The sequence below is a fragment of the Pseudomonas tremae genome (assembly GCF_001401155.1).
Classification (GTDB): Bacteria; Pseudomonadota; Gammaproteobacteria; order Pseudomonadales; family Pseudomonadaceae; genus Aquipseudomonas; species Aquipseudomonas tremae.
Map to the genome: position 1 here is coordinate 1 of NZ_LJRO01000427.1, position 441 is coordinate 441.

Annotated in this window: 1 protein-coding gene and 1 pseudogene; both read left to right on the forward strand. The window is 57.4% G+C overall.

Going from position 1 to position 441, the window contains the following annotated elements; translation table 11 throughout:
- Positions 1–265 (forward strand): annotated as a pseudogene (locus ALO43_RS23185) (MFS transporter); the annotation flags it as partial.
- A 77-nt stretch (positions 266–342) separates the two neighbouring features.
- Positions 343–441, forward strand: a 99-nt coding sequence (locus ALO43_RS30445; RefSeq protein ID WP_157062359.1) for an AAA family ATPase, incomplete at its 3' end; no start/stop codon positions are given.

Genomic DNA, 441 nt, shown 5'->3' on the forward strand with positions numbered 1-441 from the left:
GATATTCACCTTCGGCTTTTTCGGTGCGCATTCGGTAGCCAGCAGTTGGGTGGGACGCAGAGCGACAACGGCCAGAGGTCAGGCTGCTTCGCTTTACCTGTTCTGCTATTACGCGGGCTCAAGCGTAGCCGGAACCGGTGGCGGAGTGTTCTGGCATTACGCGGGCTGGAACGGCATCGGGCTATTTATCGGGGTGTTGCTGTTGATTGCCCTCGGGGTAGCGTTGCGGCTGGCGAGGTTGCAGCCGCTGGGGGCGAAGGTTTAGTCACAGATAGGGCGATGGCGGATAGAGTGAGCCAAGGTACACTGGCGCATCCGCCAGTTCTGGTAAAGGAAACCGACATGCGCCTCGACCACCTCCATCTGCAGAATTTTCGTTGTTACGAAGATGCTCATTTTGATTTCCAGCCGGGGTTCAATCTGGTGGTGGGGGTTAATGGC